The following is a 15,842-nucleotide window of genomic DNA, read 5'->3' as shown; positions in this document are numbered from 1 at the left end:
TTTACCCCATCACGGCTACTTCCTTTGATTCCGGGCAAATTCGCGCCAACTTGCTTGTATCACAGGCCGGCGCACCCTGAGCTGGCTAATCTGATTAGAACGCCTAAGTTATTTGGCACGAAACCCTGCCGCGGGTTGTTCTGCCCGTTCTGACAACCTCTACTTTAATCACCCCGCATGATTGCCTACGTTGACGGTAAACTCGCTTATAAAGACCCAACCCAGGCCATTCTGGATGTAAATGGCATTGGCTACGAAATCCGGATTTCCCTGGCTACCTACTCCAAGCTGCCCGCCGACGGAGAGAAGGCCAAGCTCTATACGTATCAGCACATTAAGGAAGACGGGCAGGCGCTCTACGGCTTCCTGGACCCCAACGAGAAAGCCCTGTTCATGCAGCTGATTTCGGTATCGGGCATTGGGCCGGGCACGGGCATCGTGATGGTATCGTCTATGTCGGTAGGCGAAATCCGCCAAGCCATTGTCAGTGAGGATGTCCGGGCCATTCAGGCCATTAAGGGGGTAGGGCCCAAAACGGCCCAGCGCGTGGTGCTGGAGCTGAAGGACAAACTGCGTAAAGACGAGCTGCTGGCTAAAGCCGGTATTGATACCGTACCGCTGGCTAAAGCGCACAATACCAACCGCAGCGAAGCGTTAGCGGCTCTGGTAACGCTAGGCTTTGCCCGGGCTGCGGCCGAGAAAACCCTCGACCAGATCCAGAACAAGCACGGCAACGACCTGAGCGTGGAGGAATTAATTAAATTCGCTCTTAAGTCTCATTAGGTCAGGTTTGTTTTTTGCTTTCCACTCTCTGCTTTTTGCTGCCCGGCCGGGTCTGGTACGGGCTGATGGCAGAGAGTACGTGGCCCTTCGGGAAAACAGAAAGCAAACGGCGAAACCGACTACTGCTTCCTTTCCTTCGCCCTTCCCGACGATTATTGACGCTTGAATACCGGTAAGAAGTCCTTGGCCGCCTCCCTGGCGGCCGTTGTATCGTTGGTGACCTGGTGGTCGCAGGCTAAGCCGGTGGGGGGCCCAGGCACCTCGTTTACCATGCAGCAGCTCTGGTCCGACTGGCTACCGGCCGGCTCACCAAAGCTGCGGCTGCCGCTGGGCTTTTCTCCTGATACGCCGCGCATTGATACGGCCCGCTACCGGCCCAGCCGCCGCCCCCGCGTGGCCCCGCAGGACCGGCTGGGTACGCCGTTTTCGCCGCAGCGCCGCCGCTCCCCGCTGGTGCTGCCCCTCCCCTCTAACGTAGAACTCGATGTACAGGCCGACGACAGCCTGAAAAATTTTGATGTGCGCGAGAAGCTGGGCACGGACCTCGACTACCGTGACCCGAGCCGCATGACGTTTGAGGAGTACTCGCGCTGGCAGCAGCAGCAGGCCGTGCGCAACTATTTCCGGCAGCGCTCGGCCGGGGGGGTAGCCGGCAGCCCCAATACGCCCGCCTCCCAGCGCCTGATTCCGAAGATTTACCTGGGCCCCATGGCCGACCGGATTTTTGGGGGTAGCTACGTGGATATCCGGCCCCAGGGAGCCGTGACGCTGCGCCTGGGTGCCCGCTTCAACCGCAACGAAAACCCTACCCTCACGCTGCGTCAGCAACGGGTCGGCGACTTTCAGTACGACCAGAACCTCAACCTGAACCTGACCGGACAGATTGGCGAGAAGCTCCGGCTCACCTTTAACTACGACACCCGCGCGGCCTTCGATTTCGAGAACAACATGAAGCTCGATTACACGGGCTACGAAACCGATATCATCCGCAAAATAGAGCTGGGCAACGTGTCTTTGCCCCTCAACAACTCCCTGATTCAGGGTGGCCAGAACCTGTTTGGGGTGAAGGCGCAGTTTCAGTTTGGGCGCCTGGGCATTACCACCGTCGCCAGTACCTTGCGCGGGCAGGCCGATGAGGTGCGGATTCAGAACGGGGGCCAGAGCCGGCAGTTTGAGCTGAAAGCCAGCCAGTACGAGCGGGACCGGCACTACTTCCTGTCCCAGGCCTTCCGCGACCGGTATGATGCCGCCCTGCGCAACCTGCCCACCGTGCAGAGCGGGGTTGAAATCAACAACCTGGAGGTGTACGTCACGAACGACAACCGCCAAAGCGACAACCTGCGCAACGTGGTGGCCCTCCAGGATTTGGGCGAGCCCCAGCGCCTGTACCGGGGCCGGTTTCAGAAGCCCGCCGGCCCCAACGCCCTGGCCGACAACAATGCCAACACCCTGCTGAGCCAGGTGCTGGCTGGTGGCACCGACGCCCGCAGCGAGCAGAGAGTTGACGAATACCTGGCCGGGCCGCTGCAGCTCCAGCGCAACGTGGACTATGAGCACGTACGGGCCCGCAAGCTGGACCCGCGCGAATACACCTACAACGCGCAACTGGGCTACATCTCCCTGAACACACAGCTGCTGCCGGAGCAGGTGCTGGCCGTGTCGTATCAGTACATCAGCAACACCAGCGGCCGGGGCCAGAACCGCCCCAACCAAGTGGGCGAAATCACCAATGATTATGGCTCAAGGGGACAGGATGAGGTTATTTACCTGAAGCTGCTGAAAGCTACCAACCCCGCCGTGGGCCTGGCTGACCCCAGCCAGAACCCCAGCAATGAGAACCTGCTGACGCGCAACCTGCCGACCTGGGATCTGATGATGAAAAACATCTATCCCCTGAACGCCTCCCAGCTCAACCGCGACAACTTCCAGCTCCAGATCGTTTATAAAGACGACGTGACGGGGGTGGACCTGATTTCGTTGAAGGAAGGCCAGCGCATTGCCAACCGCCCCCTGATTGAGGTGCTCAACCTCGATAACGTAAACCCGAACAACGACCGGAACCCCGACGGCAACTTCGACTTTTTCCCCGGCATCACCATTGATACCGAGCAGGGCCGCATCATCTTCCCCGAGGTGCAGCCCTTTGGCAGCTACCTCGCGGCTCAGTTCGATACGGCTACTTCCACCACCGAGCGCGACCTGGCGCGCAAGTACGTGTACCGCGAGTTGTACACCCAAGTGCAGAGCGACGCTCAGCAGCGCCAGGAAAAAGATAAGTTTTTCCTGCGCGGCCGCTTCCAGGCTACTTCCACCGACGAGATTAACCTGCCGGGCATCGGCATTGCTGAGGGCTCGGTGCGGGTGCGGGCGGGTAGCACCCTGCTGCAGGAAGGGGTGGACTACCAGGTATTCTACGACCAGGCTAAGGTAAAAATCCTGAACCCTAGCTACCTCAACTCGGCCAACGAGCTGCGCGTGGAGTTCGAGAAGAATGCCCTAGTGCAGGTGCAGCCCCGCAAGCTGCTGGGCGCCCGCTTCGACTACCGGGTGTCGCCGGACCTGAACTTTGGTGCTACCGTGCTGCACCTGCGCGAAAACCAGGCCCCAGGCATCAACCGCGTGAACGTGGGCGACGAGCCGGGCAACAACACCATCTACGGCTTCGACGTGAACATGCGCCGCGAGTCGCGGGCCCTGACTAAGTACCTGGACATGCTCCCGCTGATTTCCACCAAGGAGGTGTCGTCGGTGGCGTTTAGCGGCGAGTTTGCTCAGCTGCTGCCGGGCCAGTCGCGGCTGGGCTCGGGCGGAAGCGGGGGCGAAAACGGCGTTTCCTACCTCGATGACTTTGAGAATGCCCGCACCCCCTACACCCTGGGCGGCATCAACTCGGCGGTTACCTGGCGGCTGGCGGCTACCCCCACTCCGCTGGGCGGCAACGTGCAGGGCCTGGCCGCTGGCTTCCGCCGCGCTAAGCTGGCCTGGTACACCATCGACCAGACCTACTACACCAACGGCCAGAGCAAACCCCAGAACATTGGGGTGAACGACCTGAAAAACCACTACGTGCGCGGCATCAAGCGCACGGAGGTTTTCCCGAACCGCGACGTAGGCACCACCGGCAACTCGTTCGAAACCACCTTCGACCTGGCTTATTTCCCCGACGAGCGGGGCCAGTACAACTACAACCCGGCCGTAAACCCCAGCCAGCCGCGCCGGTTTTCTGCTACCGATGCCACAGCCAACCGGTCCCGCTACGGCGGCATCGCGCGCGAAATCACCTTCGATACCGACTTCGATAACGCCAACGTGGAGTACCTGGAGTTCTGGATGATGGACCCCTTCCTGGGCGGCGAAAACGGCAAGGTGAAGGACCAGGACGGGCAGGATGACAACAACACCACCGGCGGGGACCTGTACATTAACCTGGGCACGATTTCCGAGGACGTACTGAAGGATAACAACCGCTACGAGTTTGAGAACGGCCTGCCCGTGGACCCGGCCAACCTGACCCAGGACACCAATCCCACGCCCTACGGCCGCGTGTCGCGCCAACCCTTCCTGACCGATGCCTTCAACGCTACCCCCGGAGCCCGCGCCCGCCAGGATGTGGGGCTTGATGGGGTAAACGACGAGGAAGAGCAGGCCCTGCCCGAGGCGGACCCGGTGTACCGCACGGTGCCCGACCCCGCCGCCGACAACTTCCGCCACCACCTCGACCCCAGCTACGACCAGCAGGATGCCAAGGTGCTGGCCCGCTACAAAGACTTCAACGGCATGCAGGGCAACTCGCCCGAGGGCAGCCAGCTTAGCTCTACGGCCTTCCCCGACAAGGAAGACCTGAACCGCGACAACGTACTGACCGACACGGAGCGCTACTATGAGTACCGCATGCAGCTGCGCCCCGGCCAGATGCAGGTGGGTCAGAACTTTATCGTGGATAAAGTCACGAACAAGAACTCCGATACCGGCAACGAGGAAGTAACCTGGTACCAGTTCCGGATTCCGGTGCGCCAGCCCACGGGCATCGTGGACCCGCTACAGGGCCAGACTACCCAGGACTTCGGCTTCAAGTCCATCCGGTTTCTGCGCATGTACCTCACCGAGTGGCAGCAACCGGTGGTGCTGCGCCTGGTGCAGCCCCAGTTTGTGGCCAACCAGTGGCGCCGCTACCTCACCAAAATCGCCGACCCGACCCAGGTTATCGTTAGCCCCGATACCGACGCCGACGCCTTCAATATCTCAACTGTCAGCATCGAGGAAAACGGACCGGCCGCCGTGGTGGGTACCGATGCCATTCCCTACGTGCTACCCCCCAACATCCGGCGCGACCGGGAGTATGGCTCCAGCACCGTAAACCGCCAGCAAAACGAGCAGAGCCTGCGCCTGGTGGTGGAAGGCCTGCGCGACGGTTTCGCCAAGGCCGCGTACAAGAACATCAACCTGAGCCTGCTGCGCTACAAGCGCCTGAAGCTGTTCCTGCACGCTGAAAACGAAGACGGTACTACCCGCGACGGGCAGCTGCGCGGCTTTGTGCGCCTCGGCACCGACTATACCCAGAACTACTACGAGTACTCCAAGCCGCTGATTCTGACCAAGCGTGGCCAGAGCAAGGTGGAGGAAGTATGGCCCGAGGCCAACCGCATCGACCTGAAGCTGCAGGACTTTATTGATGCCAAGGCCCGCCGCAACCAGCAGGCTGGCTCCAGCGCCGACTACAGCAAGCCCTTCGTAGTAACCCTGCCCGATAACTCCACTATTACCGTAGTCGGCAACCCCGATTTGTCGGCGGTGCAGGGCGTGATGATTGGGATTCTGAACCCGCGCGACGACAACGCCAGCAAGAACCTCACGCTGTGGGCCGATGAGCTGCGGGTATCGGAGTTTGAGACGGAGAATGGCTGGGCCGCTACCGCCCGCTTCAACGCCAAGCTGGCCGATATTGCCAACATCACGGCTACGGGTAGCTACGTAACCACCGGGTTCGGAGGCCTGCAGGACCGCGCCCAGCAACGCTCCCTCGACAACATTGCCCGCGGCGACGTGAATGCCACCGTGGCCGCCGAGAAATTCTTCCCTGAAAAGCTGGGCCTGCGGGTGCCGGTGCTGGTACAGGCCGGCGTGGAAAGCCGCGCTCCCAAGTACGACCCCCTGGACCCCGACACCAAGTTGACTCAGTCGCTGGAGAAATTCAAGACCTCGGAGGAAAAGGCGGCTTACCGCAAGGAAGTAGTGGACCAGACCAGCCAGCGGAGCATTTCGGTGCTGAACGTGCGCAAGGAGCGCACCAACCCCGACAAAAAAGTGCGGCCCTACGATGTGGAGAACTTCGCCCTGAGCTACTCGCTCACCGAGCGCCTGCACACCGATATCCGCACCGACCGGGACTACACCCGCACCTACACGGGGGCCCTGGCCTACGTGTACCAAGCTACCCCGCGCAACTACACCCCCCTGGCCAAGGTGAAGGCCTTCGACTCGCCCTACCTGAAGATGCTGCAGGAAGTGAACTTCACGCCTCTGCCCTCCCGCTTCTCGTTCCGCGCCGACCTGGACCGCCGCTACAACGAGCGGTTTCTGCAGCGCACCCTGGAGCCCGGCCAGGTACCCGTTACGGCCGGCATCCCGGGCATTTTCCAGAAGGCCTTCTTCTTTAACCGCATCTATGACTTGCGCTGGGACCTGACCAAGGCCCTGGCCATTGACTACACGGCTACCAACCGGGCCGTGGTGGACGAAAACCCCGGCCGCAGCATCGGCGACGACCCGGTAGCCCGCCAGAACCGGGAGCTGCTGCGCCGCAACCTGCTGCGCGGGGGCCGCACCACCAATTTCAACCAGACGGTGGCCTTCACCTACCGCCTGCCCCTGGATAAGTTTCCGCTCACCGACTGGCTTTCGGCCGATGCGCGATACGCGGCTAACTATACCTGGCAGGCGGCCTCTACGGCCCTGACTGCGCCCCTGGACCCCACCGACCCCAACAGCGAAACTGTGCCCCTTAACCTGGGCAACACGGTGCAGAACAACGGGGAGCTAAGCGCCAATGGCCGCATTGATCTGGTGAAGCTCTACAACAAGGTGCGCTTCCTCAACATCATCAACAACGCCCCGCCGCCCCAGCCCCGGGCCCAGGCTCCGGCCAACCCCCGCGACGGGCTGGCCCGCCGACTGCAGCCGGGTGCCACCGATGCAGCTACCCCCGCCGACTCGGCGAAGGGTCCGGAGCTGCGTCTGCTAAAGGCCGTGCTCCGCTCCCTGATGACGGCCCGCTCCCTCAACTTCACCTACACCCGCTCCAACGGTACGCTGCTGCCCGGCTACCTGCCTGGCACCCGCTTCTTCGGGCTGAACAACGACTTTGACGCGCCGGGCATCCCCTTCCTGCTGGGGCGCCAGTACGATTTGGATGCTCTCTACCAGAAAGCCTACAACAACGACTGGTACACGACCAGCAGCCAGTACCTGAACACGCCCTTCAGTTCCCTGCTCACCGAGGCCCTGACCCTGCGTACCACCTTGGAGCCCTTCCGCGACTTCAACATTCAGCTGGATGCCCGCCGCAATTTGGTGCGCAACCGGGAGGTGTTTTACCGCCTGCAGGTAGATACCCTCACCCTGCTACCCTTCCCCAACGAGGCGCCCCGGGCCAGCAACGCTTTGGGTTCAGGCACGTTCAGCACCTCTTTTATTTCTATCCGAACCCTGTTCGGGGACCTGAGCAACCGGGGAGAAGCATCCAAGGCGTTCCAGCGGTTTATTGATAACCGGGTGTTCGTTCAGCAAAGGCTGTCGCAGGATAACTCGGCGGCAAACGCTACCGGTGATAAGGGCCGCTATAGCTACAACTCCCAGGATGTGCTCCTGCCGGCCTTCCTCGATGCCTACCGGGGCAAGTCGTCGGATGGCTACAAATCCAAGAAGTTCAGCCCGTTTAGCCTGCTCCCGATTCCGAACTGGACCATTGCGTACAATGGCCTGGCCGAGGTGCCCTTTATGCAGCGCTACTTCCGTTCCATTACTCTCAACCACGCTTACTCTGCCCTCTACAACATTAACAGTTACACGACCAATGCCGTGTATAACCGCGAGCCGCAGGGCCTGCCTACCCTCATCAACCCCGATAACCAGCAGTACATCCCCTACTACATTCTGGGCCAGGTAACCATTGCCGAGCGGTTGGCACCCCTGATCGGCTTGAATTTCCAGACCACCGGCAATCTGACGGGGCGCCTGGAGTACCGCATCGACCGCAACATTGGGCTGAACATCCCAACGGCACAGGTAACCGAGCTGCACTCCAAGGAAACCATTATAGGGTTAGGCTTTGCCACGAGCCGCCTGAAGCTGCCCTTCCGGATCGGGGGCGAACAGCGGGTGCTGCGCAATGAGCTCAACGCCCGCCTCGACCTGAGCATCCGCGACAACTTCACCATTCAGCGCACCATTCTGGACGTGGTTGACCCGGGCGGAACGACCTCGGCTTCGGCGGGCCGGGCTACCAGCCAGGTGACCAATGGTACCCGGCAGGTGCAACTCCGCCCTACCGTCGATTATGTGCTGAACCAGCGCCTGAACCTGCAGTTTTTCTTCACCCAGAACATTACGGCCCCGCGGGTGCAGAACGCCTTCCGCAACACCACCACCGAGGGCGGTATTCAGCTACGCTACAGCCTCTCGCAGTAACCGGCAGCTGTCCTTCTTACTTGCCAAAGCCCACCTTCCCGTAAGGTGGGCTTTTGTGTAACCGGCCCGAACGCGGTAACCGGGGCCGCCAGGGTTGGCCTGAATCTTCCCCGTAGGCTTCATTCGGAAACTCCCCGGCAAATCGTACTTTTGACGCGGTTCGCTCTGGCAACCTTCTTAATCCCGTTTCATCTACCCAAGTACCGCACCCCATGAATCTGCCCGCCAGCCTGAAGTACACGAAAGAGCACGAATGGATCCGCGTGGAAGGCGATGTTGCCATCATCGGCATCACCGACCATGCCCAGAAGGAACTCGGCGATATTGTGTACGTGGACATTGACACCCTCGACAAAGAAGTAACCCAGAACGAGGTATTTGGCACCGTGGAGGCCGTAAAAACCGTTTCTGACCTGTTCAGCCCCATTACCGGCACCGTACTCGAAATCAACGACAAGCTGGATGGCAGCCCCGAACTGGTAAACTCCGACCCCTACGGCGACGGCTGGATGATTAAAATGTCTATCGGCAACGCCGCCGAGCTGGAAGCCCTGCTGTCGGCAGAGGCCTACGGCGAGCTGGTAGGCGCTTAATTCCGCCGCTTGCCCTCTCCGGCCTTGATTACCCCAGCGCCGCCCCCGTCCCGCCGCCGGGCCCTTGTGGCCCTGCCGCTGGCGTGGGCGGCGCTGGTGTTTCTCCTGACGCTGACTCCGTCGCAGGAAATGCCCCGCACTCCACACTGGGAGCTGCTGGCCTTCGACACGGCCGCCCACGCCTTCGTTTTTCTGGTGCAGGCCACGCTGGCTGTTTTCTCCGCCCGGCGACAGTCCTGGTTTCCGCGGCTGCGGGCTCAGGCCTTCCGCTTGGTCTTCCTGATGACGGTTGGCATGGGCGCTTTTATTGAAGTGCTGCAGATGCACATGAACCTAGGCCGCCACGGCGAGTGGTCTGACCTGCTCAGCGATACGCTGGGGGTAGGGGCAGGCCTGCTGCTGATGTGGCTCAGCCGCCGTTTCTGGCAATGAAACACGCCTACCCCCTATTGCTGCGGCAAGCCTGCCATCTGGCCGGAGCCTTCCTGGCTCTGGGCCTACCCCTGGCTCACGCCCAAGCCCAGGACCTGCCCCGGGCTTGGCAAACCATTACTACTCTGGCCTCGCCTGCCTTCCAGGGGCGCGGATACGTGCGCGGAGGCGACCAGAAAGCGGCCCGTTACCTGCAGAAAAGGTTCCGGGCGCTCGGCTTGCAGCCGCTCACCCCCGATTACCGGCAGCCGTTTGTGCTGGATGTAAACGCGTTTCCGGGCAAACTGGACCTAGAGCTTAGCTTCGGGATGCTCCGCTTTCCGGGTCTGGGCAGCGCCCAGCGTCTCCGCCCTGGCCACGACTTTATTGCGGACCCGGCTTCGGGTGCTGGCAAGGTTGGGGGTCCTTTTTCGGCTGTACCGCTAGTACGCTTTGATACCCTGACCTTCACCGATGCTGGGGCCCAGCAGCAACTACTACGGCAGGCCTGGCACGGCGGCGGGCTGGTGCTGCGGGCCGCCGATGAGCGCCGCTTGGCTATGTTGCCCCTGCCGGTGCGCCAGCACCTAGATTCGGCGGCGCTGCGCTTAACCCTGGTTCCCAAGCTCACGGCTTCTTTGGCCGCCGAGCAGGCTCCGCAGATGCGCCTGCAAGTGCTGGATTCCGTGTGGACCAGCCTGCCCGGTACTGGTAGTGGCCCTACGGTGGCGCTGGTAGCCTCACGCGTACAGGCTACGCTACGGCGCCAGTACCAAACCCAGAATATTGTGGGCTACCTGCCTGGCCGCATCCAACCCGATTCGTTTTTGGTGGTTTCGGCGCACTACGACCACCTGGGCCGTATGGGCCGGCGCACCTACTTCCCCGGGGCCAACGACAACGCCAGCGGCATAGCTATGCTTCTGGAGCTGGCCGCCCACTACGCCCGCCCCGAAAACCAGCCAGCGTACTCGTTGGTCTTCATTGCTTTCGGGGCCGAAGAAGCCGGCCTGCTTGGCTCCCGGTATTTCGTCGAGCACCCATTGGTGCCGCTGCCCCGCATCCATTTCCTGCTGAACCTTGATTTGCTGGGCACTGGCGAGCAGGGTGCTACGGTTGTTAATGGTCGGCTGTGGGAGCGGCAGTTTGCCCAACTAACGGACCTGAATAAGGCTGGCCAGTACCTGCCTGCTCTGGGCGCACGGGGCCGAGCAGCCAACTCCGACCACTACCCCTTTTCCGAGCGTGGAGTGCCCGCCTTCTTCCTCTACACCCGCGGCGGCAGCCCCGCCTACCACGACGTACACGACCGGCCCGAAAATTTGTCGCTGGCGGGTTTTGCCGGCGCCTTCCAGCTGCTTCGTGACTTTCTCAACCAGCAGGGCGCCCGGTAGTATACAGCGTCAGGTAGGGTGCTCAAATAAAGTTTAGCCTGATTGAGGCATGGGCTTGCTTCCGGCTCCGCACCATGTCTCAATCAGGCTAACTCATTCCCCTTAAAAAATTCGGGACGCCCCAGCTAGTGCTGAAGCGTCCCGAATTTTTGTGGTGGACCGGCTGGTTACGACCCAGAGTAACGGTTTTAGCTGTTGGCTTTGAACGAAGACATGATCTGCTTCGCTACGTTTTCCCACTCCGGCTTCTGACGGTCGGCGCAGGTGAAGGTGCACATCAGCAGTTTGCCTTCCACGTCGGTAAAGAAAATCAGGGTGTAAACTTCGTGGCCGAGCTCAGGCTTCATGAGTTCCATGTAACCAATTTTACGGCCGTTCACTTCCTTTACACCGTGGTTGAACCACTTAGCTTCCTTAAACTGCTTGGCGTAGGTCTTGTAGAAGTTGTCCGAGTACATGTCGATCATGTCCTGATCGGCAGTGTTGTCGGTGTAGGAAAAGGCGATACTAGCCTCCTTGTTGTTAGTGTAAATAACGCTAGGACGGCTCTGCGCCTTGGCGTAGTTGAAATCCATCTGCTGTTCGCTCATCACCTCAAAGCCTTTGGGGATGAGAATTTCCACCCGCTCACTTAGCACGCGCTTTTTGATCAGCTCCACTTCAGCGAAGGGACGGGCAGCCATCAGCAGCAACATCAGGCAGAAAACAGGGGCGGCGAGTAATACTTTTTTCATAAGTATGGACTGAAAAAAGGTGGAATTCAAAAGCAAGCTAAGGTCCGGAGAGTGTAAAGTCACTCTGTTTGGATAACACAATTTACGCACAAAATCGGAAGCCGCAAGTATTTTACAAAAAAATAATCTTGAAGCCCGACTCTATTCGCGAGGATTTGGCTTAAAAAACAGCTATTAAAGCCTGCAAAGCCGGTTTTGCTCAAAAATAGAGGTTGGCGTATGTTGAATCCGCCTCCCTAAAAAATCCCAATGCTGTATTGGGAATAGCCTATACGACATACTAACGACAAAGTTCAATTTATGGATTTACTCTGCCGTCAGAAGCCTAGGTGGTACTTAGAGAATGTTGTTGATTTGTTCCTTGATCTTCTCGAGCTCTTCCTTCATGCTCACCACCAAATGCTGGATGGTGGAGTCGTTGGCTTTGGACCCGATGGTGTTGATTTCCCGACCAATTTCCTGCGAAATAAAGGCTAATTTCTTACCGGTGGGCTCCGGTAGTCCGGCCGTTTCGGCGAAGTAGTGCAAATGGTTGATTAACCGCACTTTTTCCTCGGCAATGTCAAGCTTTTCAATATAATGGAGTATCTCCTGCTCGAAACGGGTAGCGTTGAAATGCTCACTGCTGGTTACTTCCGCCAGGTGGGTTTGCAGGCGCTGCCGGACCTGCTCAATCCGGGTCGGATCGTGGCGCTCCACTTCGGCGAGCAGAATCCGGATGCGGTCCACGTAACCCAGAATTTCGGTGGTCAGGGCCTGGCCTTCATCGCGCCGGAACTGGTTGACGCGGTCTAAGGCCTCCTGCAACAGGGGTAGCAGCTCTTCCCACGGTGTTTCCTCCTCTTCCTCCGTGGCGGCCGTAGCATCGGTGGGGATGCGCAGGGCCCCGGGCAGGGCATGGGCCACGGCCGTGAGCTGCTCCAGGGAAAGACCTACTACCTGGCTGAGTTCCTGCAACTCCCGGCAGGCAACCGTCAGGGCCTCCTTATTAACAATAGAGCCCTGGGCCCCGGTGGCCCGGGGCCGCACAAAGTCCAGGTTGAGGTTGACTTTACCCCGAATCAGACTTTTAGTGACCAGGTTGCGGATTTCCAGCTCCCGATCCAGCAGAAAGCGCGGAAGACGCAGACTCAGATCAAGGGTTTTGGAGTTAAGCGACTTAATCTCGACGGTGACGGAGTAGCGGTCGGTTTCGCGGTGGGCGATTCCGTAGCCGGTCATGGAGTGCAGCATGGGCAGATTAGGGCAAAGTGGGCGCAAAAGTAGGAGTTTCCCGCAGTACGTGAGCCGGTTACTAGGGCAGTAACACAAGCATAACATGGCCACAATATTAGCATAACAAGGCCAGTCTAGCTTTGCGAAACCCTTTTACCCTCTGGCTATGCGGCGCTCAGCTTTACTGCTTTTCTTCCTGACAATAAGCCACTTGCTCCTGGCTCAGCAAGGAACCTTAACTGGAAAAGTAACCGACAAAAAAACCGGCGAGGGTGCCATCGGTGCTACGGTGCTGGTAACGGGCACCACCCAGGCCGCACCAGTGGAGCTGGACGGCTCCTATTCCCTGAAGCTGGCGCCGGGCACCTACGGCATCACCATTCAATCCATCGGCTACAAAACCCTGACCTTTAGCGGCATCAGCATTCAGGCCGACCAGAGCACCACCCTCAACGGCATATTAGAAGATAATGCGCAGGCCCTGAAAGAAGTAGTGGTAACGGGCCAGAAGCAGACCGGCACCGAGGTAGCCATGATTCAGGACCTGAAGCGGGCTGAAGTGGTGGTGAGCGGTATGAGCAACGACCAGATTGTGAAAAGCTTGGACCGCGACGCGGCCGAAGTGGTGAAGCGCATTCCGGGCGTGACAATTCAGAACAACAACTTTATTGTGATTCGGGGTCTGGCTGAGCGCTACAACACGGTGCTGCTGAACGACGCCCTCACGCCCTCGGCGGAGGTAGATACCCGCTCGTTTTCCTTTGATATCCTGCCCAGCTCGGTGATTGACCGGGTTCTGATTTTTAAGTCGGGGGCACCGGAGTTGCCCGGCGAGTTTGGCGGCGGCGTAGTGAAGGTATATACCAAGAACAGCGTGCTGGACAACTCTACCAGCCTGAGCCTTTCGGGGTGGGTGCGCAATGGCACTACCTTCCGCAATGACTACATGACCAGCCAACGTAGTAGCACCGACTGGCTGGGATTTGATGACGGCAAACGGGAGAAATCGGCCCTGCTGCCCGACGAGCCGGTAAAGCGGGCTACCACCCCCAGTGACCAGCTTACGGCCATCAGCCGTTCATTCCGTAGCACTACGTGGCTTCCCCAGATAGGGCGGGCCCTCCCCGACCTGCGCGCTTCCCTGGGCCTGAACCGCCGCTTTGACCTCGGTTCGGCAACCCTGAGCAACGTGACGTCCCTTTCCTACTCCAGCACCCACGAGCAGTACGATATTGAGCGCAACCGCTACCTGGTAGAGCGCGACGAACAAACCAACCTGCCCCGGGCTCAGTACGAGTACAACGATGAGCGCGCCCTGACCAGCCTGCGCATTGGCCTGATTCATAACTGGCAGGTACGCCTGAGCAGCCAGCACCGGCTGGAGTTCCGCAACTTCCTGAACCAGTACGCCACCGACGAGGTAGTGCACCGCACCGGCCAGAACGTGGACGGGTTTGAGCGCGACGACTACGCCCTGCATTACCAGAGCCGCACTATTTACTCGGGCCAGCTGCAGGGCACGCACGAGGTAGGCAGCAAGGGCAACACTACCCTCTCCTGGGCCGGTGGCTATAACTATGTGTTCCGCGACGAGCCCGACTACAGCCGCTACACCAACTTCCGGAACACCGAGTTCAACCAGCCTTTCAGCGTGAATATCCCCACGGAAGGCAACATCACGGAAACCAGCCGCTTCTTTTCGACTCTCAAGGAAAACACCTACATGGGCAGCGGCCAGTGGGAGCGGCGCTTTACGGGCCGCGACACTACCCGTGCCAACCAGTTCAAGCTGCGGGCTGGTTTCTATACCGAGTACAAGGAGCGGGACCTGCGCAACCGTTACTTCTCCTTTATCCGGGGGCTGCGCTTTAACCGCCAGGACTTGCTGGGCCTGCCGATTGAGCAGATTTTCGCCCCGCAAAACCTGGACGCCGTTACCGGTTTCACCGTGGATGAAGGCACGCGCCCCGAGGACCGCTACCAGGCCAACAACGTGCTGGTGGCCGGCTACGTGGGTGCCGTGGCCCCGATTTCCGACAAGTTCAACCTCTCGGGCGGGGTGCGGGTAGAGTATAACCGCCGCCGCCTGCAGGGTGCCGCCGACTACGAGGAAGTGCGCACCATCCCGATGCCTTCGTTGAATGCGGCCTATAACTTCACGGAGCGCTCCTTGCTGCGCCTGGCCGGTAGCGTGAGCGTCAACCGGCCCGAGTTCCGGGAAATTGCGCCCTATCAGTATTACGACTTTACCACCAACTCCATTATTCTGGGGGATTCCAGCCTGAAAACGGCCACGATTTACAACGCCGACCTGCGCTACGAGTTCTACCCTTCCCGCTCGGAGCTGATTTCGGTGGGTGTGTTTTATAAGTCGTTCCGCGACGCCATTGAGCAGGTAACCTACAACCAGACCAGCAGCCAGCTCTGGCGCACCTACCAGAATGCCGACAAAGCCTACGACGTAGGAGCCGAACTGGAGGTACGCAAAGGCCTGCTCGACATTACGGAAAACAAGTACTTGCAGCGTCTCTCCTTTATTCTGAACGCCTCCCTGATTTATAGCCGCGTGACCCTGGCCAACACGGCCCAGAACAACGGCTTTGCGCTGTCGGGGCGGCCGCTGCAGGGCCAGTCGCCGTACGTGGTGAACGCCGGCTTGTTCTACCAGGACGACGAGGCCAAGTGGCAGATTTCGGCTCAGTACAACGTTATCGGGCAGCGCTTCACCTTCATCGGCGACCAGACCCAGAACTACTCTGTAATTGAGATGCCGCGCCACGTAATTGACCTGGCCGTAACCAAAGGCATTGGGCAGCATCTGCAGCTGAAGGCCGGGGTGCAGGACCTGCTCAACCAGCCCGTACGGCAGTTCTACGACTTCAACCGCAACAGCAAAATCGGGAAGGATGAGCGGGGCTCCTTCGGCAGCTACCGTCGCGGCAACTACTCCATGCTGGGGCTGGTGTACAACTTCTAAACAATAAGGTAACATCAGGCTAACGAAACGATAACGCCCACCGGACTCC

General features: G+C 59.8%; 8 protein-coding genes. 6 read left to right on the top strand and 2 right to left on the bottom strand.

What is annotated here, in order from left to right:
• Positions 1-177 precede the first annotated feature (177 nt).
• The 5 genes from ruvA to FGZ14_RS17775 all read left to right on the top strand — a co-directional run bounded on the left by ruvA (position 178) and on the right by FGZ14_RS17775 (position 10,867).
• Complete coding sequence (gene ruvA / locus FGZ14_RS17795) at positions 178-783, top strand: Holliday junction branch migration protein RuvA (RefSeq protein WP_139925532.1); 606 nt, start codon at positions 178-180, stop codon at positions 781-783.
• Positions 784-945: 162 nt separating this feature from the next.
• Positions 946-8,469, top strand: a complete 7,524-nt coding sequence (gene sprA / locus FGZ14_RS17790) for a cell surface protein SprA (RefSeq protein ID WP_257883269.1) — start codon at positions 946-948, stop codon at positions 8,467-8,469.
• Positions 8,470-8,681: 212 nt separating this feature from the next.
• A complete protein-coding gene (gcvH, locus tag FGZ14_RS17785) occupies positions 8,682-9,062 on the top strand; it encodes a glycine cleavage system protein GcvH (protein ID WP_139925531.1) in 381 nt (126 codons plus the stop codon).
• A 24-nt stretch (positions 9,063-9,086) separates the two neighbouring features.
• Positions 9,087-9,494: a VanZ family protein gene (locus FGZ14_RS17780; RefSeq protein WP_139925530.1), complete on the top strand. Its 408-nt coding sequence runs from the start codon at positions 9,087-9,089 to the stop codon at positions 9,492-9,494.
• On the top strand, positions 9,491-10,867 hold the full coding sequence (locus FGZ14_RS17775; protein ID WP_139925529.1) for a M28 family metallopeptidase: 1,377 nt from the start codon (positions 9,491-9,493) through the stop codon (positions 10,865-10,867). Before FGZ14_RS17780 ends, FGZ14_RS17775 begins: the two co-directional genes overlap by 4 nt.
• A gap of 188 nt (positions 10,868-11,055) precedes the next feature.
• Here the strand turns inward: FGZ14_RS17775 and FGZ14_RS17770 are convergent, their stop codons facing one another.
• Together FGZ14_RS17770 and FGZ14_RS17765 are read right to left on the bottom strand one after the other, a co-directional pair.
• A complete protein-coding gene (locus FGZ14_RS17770) occupies positions 11,056-11,601 on the bottom strand; it encodes a hypothetical protein (protein WP_139925528.1) in 546 nt (181 codons plus the stop codon).
• 336 nt (positions 11,602-11,937) lie between these two features.
• Complete coding sequence (locus FGZ14_RS17765; protein ID WP_139925527.1) at positions 11,938-12,834, bottom strand: YicC/YloC family endoribonuclease; 897 nt, start codon at positions 12,832-12,834, stop codon at positions 11,938-11,940.
• Between the two features lie 148 nt (positions 12,835-12,982).
• Here FGZ14_RS17765 and FGZ14_RS17760 point away from each other — a divergent pair, with 148 nt between their 5' ends.
• Positions 12,983-15,793, top strand: coding sequence for a TonB-dependent receptor (locus FGZ14_RS17760; protein WP_139925526.1), 2,811 nt, complete (start codon positions 12,983-12,985; stop codon positions 15,791-15,793).
• Positions 15,794-15,842: the final 49 nt, after the last annotated feature.

The organism is Hymenobacter sp. DG01 (genome assembly GCF_006352025.1).
In the GTDB taxonomy this organism is placed as follows: Bacteria; Bacteroidota; Bacteroidia; order Cytophagales; family Hymenobacteraceae; genus Hymenobacter.
The sequence above is the reverse complement of the archived record's forward strand: the minus strand, read 5'-3'. Positions and strand labels throughout refer to the sequence as shown.